This window comes from Haloglomus irregulare, from assembly GCF_007421925.1.
In the GTDB taxonomy this organism is placed as follows: Archaea; Halobacteriota; Halobacteria; order Halobacteriales; family Haloarculaceae; genus Haloglomus; species Haloglomus irregulare.
Genome location: NZ_QMDX01000038.1, coordinates 1 through 9509, shown reverse-complemented (window position 1 = coordinate 9509; position 9509 = coordinate 1). Strand labels below are relative to the sequence as shown.

Sequence of the window (9509 nt, the reverse complement as noted above, 5' to 3'; positions counted from 1 at the left end):
GCCCTCGGGCGAGTTTCTTCGCGAGCAGTTCGTCAAGGGGAAGCTGGAGTCGCGGCTCAACCGGAATGGCTGGTGGGACGACGTGCCCTGACTCGTCGACCGGGAGGGCGTCGTCGCCGGCGTCGGGGTGCGTCGCGGCCTTTGGCACGTCCGGGTGGTCCGGGTCATCGAGAACGTGCAAGCCGGTCGCCACGGGGTCGTCGGCGTTGCGACCGACGGCACTGACGTACTGCGCCTCAAGAGAGTCGGGATCGAGTCCTGCGGTTCGGTAGACAGGTTTGCCCATGGCGATGTCGGTGGTCGCGAGGTCGACCACCCGGGCCACACCACGGTCTGTCTCGGCGTCGAGCCGACGCGCGTATCGCCGAGCGGCGGCAGTCGCAAGGCGAGTCCCGACGGTGGCCGAACGGGCGACGTTCGCGACCGACTGGTCGTTGACGAGAACGCACAGTCGGAGGACGATCTTGCGCCCCGCACGAAGCGTGCCGTTGCCGAAGCGATGGACGTCTCACTCCTCTCGAAAGGTGGCCGCTACGAGGTGCAGTCCGCGTCTGGCAACAGGTACGAAGTCGACGTCGTTGACGAATCGTGTACCTGTTCCGACTGGCAGCAGCGCTCACCCGAAGGCGGCTGCAAGCATCTGCGTCGCGTCGATCACGAGATCAAACGGGGCCGCGTTCCCTGTCCAGACGGCCGCCTTCCCTCCCCGTAGGGTAACGATTGAGCTACTTCACGGGACGGACTGTGTCGCCATCCCGACGGACCCGGTCGAACGTTGAGAGATACGCGATCCGGTCCCGAACCTCTTCATCATCCAGTTCCAGTTCCGCGGCCAGTTCGTCGACGGCCATCGGCTCGTCGAGTGCCTGGAGGACTTCCAGCTCCCGGTAGTACCTGTTCGTCAGCTCCTGAACGCGGCCCTCGATCGGTGTGGTTACTCCGTACCGCTCCTCGAGTTCGGCCAGCGCCTCGTTCGCGAACGTGGCAAACTGATCGTCTCCCAGGCGTTCGATCTGAGCTTCGAGTTCATCGCGGACGACGTCGTAATTGAGGCCGGCCTGCACGAGCATATTCATGTCCTCGATGTCGTCATCACGGCCGGCGATCGCCTTGAACAGGAAGATATCCTCGTTGCTGACCAGCCGGACCGTCAGTCGATCCGTGTCGAGGAACGGCTCGCTGCGCTCTTGCATTCCGTCGGTGAGCACGAGCTTGTTCGCGACCTGCTGGTTGAAGATGTCGAGGCGGCACCCATCGGCGTTCTCGACGCAGCTCGTCGCCCCCAGCGCCCGGTAATCTGGATCCAGCGATTGAACCTCCGCATACCCGAGGTCCATCAGAACCGCCCACAGCTGACCGTATGCGTCGCCATCCGGGACGACCAGGTCGATGTCTTTCGTCGCCCCCTTGAGGTCGCGCAGCGACATCGCGCCACCACCAATCAGGTAGACTGTGAGCGGGGCTGAGAGGCCATCCCCGATGCGCTGGAATTCGTTCTCGATGTACTCGCGTCCGAATGTTGGTCTCATGATGGTAGTGGCACCTCGTAGTCAGCCGCCAGCTTCTGGAACTCATCCCACTCCGGGAGTCGGGCATCGTCGACCTCCCCGTGCGTCTCGAGGTAGCGGAGCACGGCGTCGATTTCGTCTTCGAGGCCATACTTCGCCGCCTGCTCTTGGAGGTCCGCCTCGTCGACGTCGACGTGGCTGAGCAGGAGGAGACAGTACGAGCGGTGACGCCTGCCGTCGTCGATTAACAGTGTGTGGCAGCAGAGCTCCGCCGGCGAGACCGCGTCGAGGTCCTCGGAGTAGCGGTAGTAACGGTGGCCGGTGAGCAGGAACTGGAGGTCGAAGGCCGCGAATCGAGCGAGTCCTGTCTCGTGGAATCCCTCGACGTCAATCTCCGTTTCGGCTTGGGCCAGAAATTCGTCGTAGTCCTCCCAGAGAATCGTGCCCTTCGGGGCAACGGCTTCGAGACGTTGTCGATGGAGATGGTGTGCGAGTTCCCGGGCGAACTTATGCAGGCGGTCGAAGTCAGCGTTGAACTCATAGCGGCCGTCGGCCGTCCCGACGAGACCACGGTCACGAAACCGCTTGAGGACGCGGTTGACCGTGTTGCGATAGTTGTCGCTCCGGTCGGCGATCTCGGAGACGGTTCGCGGCTGGTCGAGGTAGTACAGCACCTCGAGTGCCTTCCCGGTCAGCAGCTCGGGGAACTCGATGTGGGAGTGCTGACGAACGAGGTCCCGATAGAGTTCGACGGCGCGAGCATCCGACGGGACGACTCGTTTTCGTCGCCCGTCGCGTTCCGTGTAGACGAGTCCCTTCTCGACGAGGTCACCGACGGCACGAGAGAGGTAACTCTCGCTGTGGTCGAGCTTCGTCGCGAGTTCGGAGATTGTGTCGCCGCGGTCTACCGTGGCGAGGACCTCAAGTTCGATTCGCCGGAGCACGGTGTAACATAGTACGAAACTACTATATAAAAAGTTTCGAGTAGTGTTACAGACAGCAGGCGCGCGAACCGTTCCCATCGGCTTAACCAACAAAACTATGGATTCGCAGCCGTTGTTGGTTAACACGAGAGTAGCCGATGTCCTACGAGCCACCGACGCCGCCAGCCGAACTCCCGACAGAGATCGTCGACACGCTCAACGGCTACTCGCCAGACCAGCTCCAGCATGTCGCACGCTATGCCGAGGAGCTGGCAGAGCACAAAGCTCGCGAAGCGCGTCTCGAAGAGGAGTCGGAGGACGACGAGATCGACGAGCGGCCGGACGACCTTCCGGAGGACGTCCCGTCGAAGGCCACGATCACGATCAAGGAGATCAACGACAACCGCTACTACTACTGGCAGTGGCGAGATGGTGAAAAGATCCGTTCTCAGTACAAAGGGCCGGTCAACCCGGACGAGTAGCTGCGGACATTCATCAGTGATGACGGTTGCTAATGGTCGGCGAAAGGCCGAACCATGCCCGTCGAGATCAAGTGCGACTTCTGTGGGAAGTCGATTACAAAGCCTCCATCAGAGGTGGAAGGTGCAGAACACCACTTCTGTGATCGGGAGTGCTATGGGAACTGGCGCAGCGAAAGGGAAGACAGCAGACTCGTTCTCGAATGTGACTACTGCGGGACTGAATACAAACGATATGAATCATCACTCAAAGAGGGTCAAACAAACACCTTCTGTAGCAAGGAGTGTAGAGGCCGATGGCAAATAGAGAATCGGCCTCAGACCGATTGTGCGTACTGCGGGGAGAGCATCAAACGGATCCAGTCCGATATCGAATCAGCGGACCGGCATTTCTGTAGTCGAGAATGCAAGTGGGAGTGGCAGCAGGAGACAGCTACCTACAACTGGGAATCGACGCCGAACTATGGACCGTTGTGGAAAGAACGGCGTGAGCAAGTCTTAGAGCGAGATAGTCGAACCTGCCAGGGGTGTGGCCGTAGTGAAGACGAGCTTGGATATACACCGCGAGTGCATCATATCCACCCGTTCTCTGAGTTCGACGAGGACGAGATCGAAGCAGCTCACGACCCATCGAACCTCGTCTCGCTCTGTGAGCCTTGCCATACACGGTGGGAGGGTATCCCACTCCGTCCGAAGCTAATCTGATACACACCCCGTATGCGAAATGACTCCACCAGTGGCGTCAAGAACACCCCCCGTGTGCGAAGTGAATTCGCCGACGGCGTCGAGGCAACACACCCCGTGTACGATATGAAATCAGCAATGGCCCCCCGTGTGCGAAATGAATTGAGGTCCCTTTCGAAGCGGACCCCGTATGAGAGGTGACATCCTCATTTGCTATCTGCTGCGGTACTCCCCACAGAGGTAGTCTCATCAGATGAGGAGGTTTCGGAACTATACTCCGAGAGCGTCATCTGTCGGGGGTTCCGACTCTCCTCTCGGCGTTCCAAGGCCCTGTCACAGGGGCTCCCATTCCGCGGGGAGTCATCGTGTCCCGTTTTCCAAGGCACACTCTCTCCCCACGGATCGGCACGACGGGCGATGTTTGCCGCTGCATTGATATCCGCCTGATATTCAGTAACCCAGCAGTCCGGATTGGTACACTTGAACTCGGCTTGTGAGGAGCGAGATCCGATATGACCACACTCATGGCACGTCTTGGACGTGTACGCAGGTGGTACGAACTCGACAGGGACGCTCGCTTCAAGCGCCTTGTCTTCAAGACGGCTGATTAGCTGAGCAAAGGCCCACGAGTGTAATCGCCGATTCATATGAGCACTGTAGTCCAACCGTTCCTGGATATACGATAGATCTTCGAGGACGATGACGGGACTCTCGAACTGACAGGCATATTCGACAGCCTGGGTGGTCGCTTTTTCCACGATATCAGTCAGGGCGTTCTGGAAATGTTCGAAGCGCCACTGGATACGCCAGTCTGCAGAATCTCGCTCCTGTAAGCGCTTGAGAGTGGTGTACATCTCCTTTCGTATTCGTCGTGCCCGACTGCCATCAAATAAGAATGGATCCGTCGGTGCGTCATGTTGTAGGGCACAGCCCGTGAGCAACGTCGATTCACCGACGTCGAACCCGATATGCGTCGGGTCATCCGGGACCTCGGGCTCTTTAACCGAGTATTTTCCAGTAACGTGCAACGTCCATGATGCTCGATGCTGAGTGAGTCGAAATTCACCAGTTGATGCAGTTCCGTCCAAGAGATCAAATCAAAGCGGTTTCTGATCAGGGTTGATCTGCAGCGGAACCCAGAAGCCAGTCCCGTAGCCTGCCTGAGGAACGCGCCAGCAGAACTCGTGGGCCCGTGTTGAGGAGTGATCAATCTGCAGCCCACGGTGAGTGAAGCGAACAGGATGGTCTTCAGCTAACTCATCCGCATCGTAGCTGTACTCGAGTTTGGGGACGTATTGTTTGAGAGCGTCTTTTGCGTACGAAGTCAAATCGTAGCCGGTGACGAGATCGTTGATTTCTGACCGCGTACTCGCTTCACTATCGAAGGCAGCTTCGAGCGCATCTTGGTATGTCGCTACCGTTTCACGAAGTTTCCGCTCTTTGTGCGCAGTTGGATCAACAAGGGTGGTCTTGAGCGTTTTTATAACGGTAGCGGTGTCGGCCATCCGACGCCCTGCGGTATACGCGTAATCTCTTAAATACCTACGGACGACACACCGCGAGATAATTCCAAATCTGGGGCGGGGGGACACCCCGTGTGCGAAATGAAATCTTGCGTACCCTTGTCAGACATATCTAGTCATTCTACAATACGCTCGCCGGAACCACCCCCCGTGTGCGAAATGAATTCGGAGCCGGCGTCGGGAAGTCTTCGCGTTAGTTCTCTTCAAAGAAATCGTCTATCTGCGCGTTGACAACGGATTTGACGAGATCCTCGTCGTGTTCAGCATCCTTGAGGCGAACATCAGCTTGGAGAGTCTCGGCGACTACCTCCGGATCGTCGACGAAAGTGTACTCCTTATGAACACCACTCCCATAGCCGCGCCCCCGCTTCTCCGACGTAACGAAATTGTACGTCTCAGCTTCGTTCATATATCGCAGATAGGAGTCGCGCGATTTTTCATCGGCATCCAGGAGGTCGGTGAGGTACTGGTACACTCGATAGGCAACCGTACTGGGGACAGCGTTCAGATTGCGTTGTGAATAAACAGGGACGATCGCAGTTGCGTAGAGCGAGAGCTTCTTTTGCGTCGAGAGGCCCTGCATCTGGGTCAGCGTCCGGTCCCGTTCGGCTTCCTTCTGGGCGTCGCGAACGTGCTCTTCACGAACCGTATCTTCTCCACCTCGGTCGGCGATTTCACCCGCCTTCCGGAACAGATCGATTGCCTTCCGCGCATCGCCGTGATCCTGAGCAGCGAATGCAGCACTGAGCGGAATGATTCCATCCTCGAGGACGTCGTCCTGGTAGGCGTCGCGACGACGTTCGAGAATCGATTGCAGTTGATTCGCGTCGTAGTCTGGGAAGACGACGTCCTGCGGGTTGAAGGAACTCTCCGCCCGCCCGTCGAGGTCCTCCATGAATCGGGGATCGTTCGTAAGCGCGGCGACGGACACATGACCCTCGATGCGCCCGAGCTGGGACGCTCGCGACAGCTGGTAAAGCAGTTTCGAATACGCCGGCTCGTCGTTCGGGTCGCGTTGTCGGCCCACCAGAAGGTCGACCTCGTCGAGGATGATGATGACCGAGTCGAATTTGTTGCTCAGAATCTCGTAGAACCGATCGAGCTTCTGGTCGGTCGAGATCCCGCTCTCGGAGACACCGACGTCGACGCCGGCTTCTTCGGCCGCGTTCTTCACGAGGCGATAGACAGCCCGGTCGTGCGATTTGATCGTCTGGCAGTTGATTTTGATGACGCCGAATCGATCTCCTTGCGAGTTCGCGAGTTCGAGAACCTGCTGGCAGACCGCATTGATGATGAGTGACTTCCCAGTCCCCGACGGCCCGTAGAGGAGCATATTGGGCGGACGATTCCCCTGCAGTGCCGGTCGTAGGTAGGTGATGATGTCGTCCAGCTGTTCATCACGACCGACAATTCGATCCTCGTCGATGACGGCATCCGGGTCGAGGAGCCCCTTGTCTCGAAAGACAGAATTTTGGACTCCCTCCTGAAGACGGCCTTTGATAGATTGTGAGAGGGATTGTTGATCGTCGCCGTCAGCCATGTTTGCGCAGTTAGGTCGAAACTATAAATAAATATGGGTACCGTGTGCGAGGTTAAATCAGTCGAATTCAGTCGATAGAAGAGCTTAGGAGTCGGGTAGTCGGGTGGACTCCATGACCGCGGGCGAAATCAATTGGTCGTGATAGCCCCCCGTGTGCGATATGAAATCCCGAAGGCTCGTCAAACAGCCGTCAACGACGAGGCGGGTCAGAAGAACTCAGCAGAGACACCTCCCCGTGTGCAAGATAAAACATCAGACGTGGTCTCGATCCCGATAGTACCGAGCATATCTCTCGACAATCTCGCGTGGGACGAGACCTCGTCGGTAGGTCACCCCCACACCCCGTGTGCGATATGAATTTGACGAGAGGGAGGGCAGGACCGAATGAGTCGAGAACCATGGGATTCGGCCAGAGAACCAACGAGAGGCCGTAGAATGGACGATAACACCCAGCCCACGAGGGAGGCAAACCACGAACGAGTTCGGTCGTATCACGAAACGTATCGTTTCGTTTCGACCGACTCTAGTTCTGTTGCGGCTACGGTTGACAGAGAGACTATATAAAAGTTTCCTTGAAATATAGTCGACTCCGATATTGTTACCTCTGCGTCCTCTCCTCCGTGATATCGTGGATTTCGGGTGTCTCGCGTTCTATCTTCCCAACCGCCCCCTCCCGTCGTCTTCCTGATTTCATATCGCACACGGGGTGTGGGGGTTCGACTTCGTGTTGGTTGTGGTTAACCAACAGTCCCTTCCGGACGACTCTTGTGTTGGTTAATTGTCCTCCGTGTTCACGAACGTCGTCAACTCCGGCACCCGCGTCTCCGTGAGCTCTCGACGAATCTCCGCCCGATCCCACCCAAGCGGTGACAGCACACTTTCGACAGCTCTGACGAGCTGCGTCTTGTAGTACGACGCGTCGTACGACTCGATCTCCTCGTGAGCCAACGCGACTCGGTCTCGCGAACTCTTCTCGTCGTCGACGACCACGTACTCGATGTCCTGTCCCGGGTGGACGGTGAGGTCCTGATCCCGAGCCCGCTTCAGCGCCGCCACGTTCTGAGTGGATTGCGAGTACCCTTCCAGCGGCTTGGAGACACGATTCCGTTCGACGAGCTGCTCGTCCGGCACCGTCCCAGCGTGGAGGCGACTGATCGCGTCCTGAAGACAGTCAAGTACGGCATCCGGAGATCGAGTCGCGTTGAGCCGTTCGAGACATTCTCGCTGGACGTCCTCGATGAATGGTGGGGTCAAGCGCTGCCGAGCTTCGATCCCGCGTATCTTGAACTCGTCGTCGCCGGCGACCTTCCCGAAGTACTTCGTCAACGCGCCAGCGTCGCTCTCGCGCTGCGGCACGAACGCCACCCAGTCGTAGTGGGCTTCGTGTTCGAGCCGGATCTCGACCTCTTCGGTGCTTGCCGTCGCGAGTGCTTTGAGATCCTCGCGGTCCTCGTCGTCGACGTCAGGGTCCGGCGTCACCCAGATGGAGTCGACGATACCGTGAACTACCCGCCAGCCGCCGGCTTCCAGTCGCTGTTTCGCCGTCAGCAGGATCTCGCGAGCGAACGCGTTGATTGCCTCGTGGCACTCGATGCGCCCGAACTTCGCGTTGCTGAACCCTTGATAGCCGAAGCAGGCAACGAGAATCCACTTCAGCGCTCCCGACCTCCCTTCGAGTTCCGCGAGTCTCTCGTCGTCGGGATCGTCTCGATCCTTCTCGCGACGGATGGCCGCCTTGATCTCGTCGCGAGCGTCGATGATCGGCTGGAGGACGTCGACGAGGTAGCCTCGCTCGTCGCAGATCGAGTACCTGAGGCCGGGAACGTCGTCCCGGTCGCTGTGGCAGCTACACCGGATGACGTCCGGCGAGACGTTCCGGGTACAGATGATGTTCGGGTACAACGAGGAGAAGTCGAGTTCGTGGACGTTCTCGTGAAGACCGACTTCGGGCGCGAAGATGAACCCGCCGCGGTCGGCGTCGTGGAGCGTCCACATCGGCTTGTAGAACTCGTGGCACCAGGAGTTCCACGGGACGAGGACGCCGCGGTTATGAGCTTCGCAGATTTGGATCGCGGTGAGTACGTTCCCGATCGACGCCCACGCGAGTTCCTAGACGGGCTTGTTCGAGCGCGACACGAGGTCGAGGACGCCGTCGAGGTTCGTCTCCCCGTAGAAGAACGCGTTCGACTCGTCGATGATCGCCCGGCCGTGCACGTTGTACCGCGCCGGCGAGTGACCGACGCGACCGTAGCCTGAGTACGTCGACCGGCTCGCAAGCTGCTGGTAGTCGACGTCCGGCCACCGACTCAGCGAGAAGTCGTCGACGTCGGCGTCCGTCGCCATCTCGTGTAGCGTTGGGACGATTTCGCTAGTCGAGCAGACTATGACGTCCGGATCGTGTGCGTCGGGCGCCTCTTGGACGGCGGTCAGGATATCCGTCGGCGAGCCGGTGACGGCGTCGCCGGCGACGGACAGCTCCCCATAGACGTCGTTGCTCGTTTCGGTCACCGGGACGCTGAGCCGAAGCGTCGACAGTTCGCTCGCGGGTGTCGGATCGGCACCGATCTCTAGACAGTACCGGAACTCTCGCGAGAAGTCGACGTTGAAACAGGCGAGATCCCCGACCGGATAGGCCGACAGCTGACGCGCTTGCCGGGCTCCTTGGACTCGTGGTACTCGCACCAGCGTTCGCGTGGGCAGCTGGACAGACCGGGTACGCGGAGCCGATGGAGAACGCCGCTGCACTCGCCGGTGCAGCCTCTGAGGCTGTGCCGACTAGTGTAAGTCTCTTTTCGAGCTATCTTCATTAGGCGAGAGAATCCCGCTCTTCAGGGCGGGCGTGAATCGCCGCA

General features: G+C 58.9%; 5 protein-coding genes and 4 pseudogenes. 3 read left to right on the top strand and 6 right to left on the bottom strand.

Features of this window, described 5'->3' with window-relative positions; all coding sequences use genetic code 11:
* A pseudogene (locus DP107_RS19315) lies at positions 1-316 on the bottom strand (AAA family ATPase); the annotation flags it as partial.
* 72 nt (positions 317-388) lie between these two features.
* On the opposite strand from DP107_RS19315, the pseudogene DP107_RS20980 reads away from it, so the two are divergent.
* Positions 389-712, top strand: a pseudogene (locus DP107_RS20980) (hypothetical protein); the annotation flags it as partial.
* A 13-nt stretch (positions 713-725) separates the two neighbouring features.
* Here the strand turns inward: DP107_RS20980 and DP107_RS19305 are convergent.
* On the bottom strand, positions 726-1529 hold the full coding sequence (locus tag DP107_RS19305) for a DUF6036 family nucleotidyltransferase (RefSeq protein WP_144263709.1): 804 nt from the start codon (positions 1527-1529) through the stop codon (positions 726-728).
* Positions 1526-2452 (bottom strand): helix-turn-helix transcriptional regulator, encoded by a 927-nt coding sequence (locus DP107_RS19300; protein WP_144263708.1) that lies wholly within the window; start codon positions 2450-2452, stop codon positions 1526-1528. The genes DP107_RS19305 and DP107_RS19300 overlap by 4 nt, the downstream gene beginning before the upstream one ends.
* A 137-nt stretch (positions 2453-2589) precedes the next feature.
* On the opposite strand from DP107_RS19300, the gene DP107_RS19295 reads away from it, so the two are divergent.
* Positions 2590-2913: a hypothetical protein gene (locus tag DP107_RS19295; protein WP_144263707.1), complete on the top strand. Its 324-nt coding sequence runs from the start codon at positions 2590-2592 to the stop codon at positions 2911-2913.
* Between the two features lie 54 nt (positions 2914-2967).
* Positions 2968-3615, top strand: a complete 648-nt coding sequence (locus tag DP107_RS19290) for an HNH endonuclease (RefSeq protein ID WP_144263706.1) — start codon at positions 2968-2970, stop codon at positions 3613-3615.
* Positions 3616-3800: 185 nt separating this feature from the next.
* Here DP107_RS19290 and DP107_RS19285 read toward each other — a convergent pair.
* From DP107_RS19285 to DP107_RS19275, 3 genes and pseudogenes are all read right to left on the bottom strand, one after another.
* Positions 3801-5099, bottom strand: a pseudogene (locus DP107_RS19285) (RNA-guided endonuclease TnpB family protein).
* A gap of 211 nt (positions 5100-5310) precedes the next feature.
* Positions 5311-6657, bottom strand: coding sequence for an orc1/cdc6 family replication initiation protein (locus DP107_RS19280; protein WP_144263705.1), 1347 nt, complete (start codon positions 6655-6657; stop codon positions 5311-5313).
* Between the two features lie 774 nt (positions 6658-7431).
* Positions 7432-9357, bottom strand: a pseudogene (locus DP107_RS19275) (type B DNA-directed DNA polymerase).
* Positions 9358-9509: the final 152 nt, after the last annotated feature.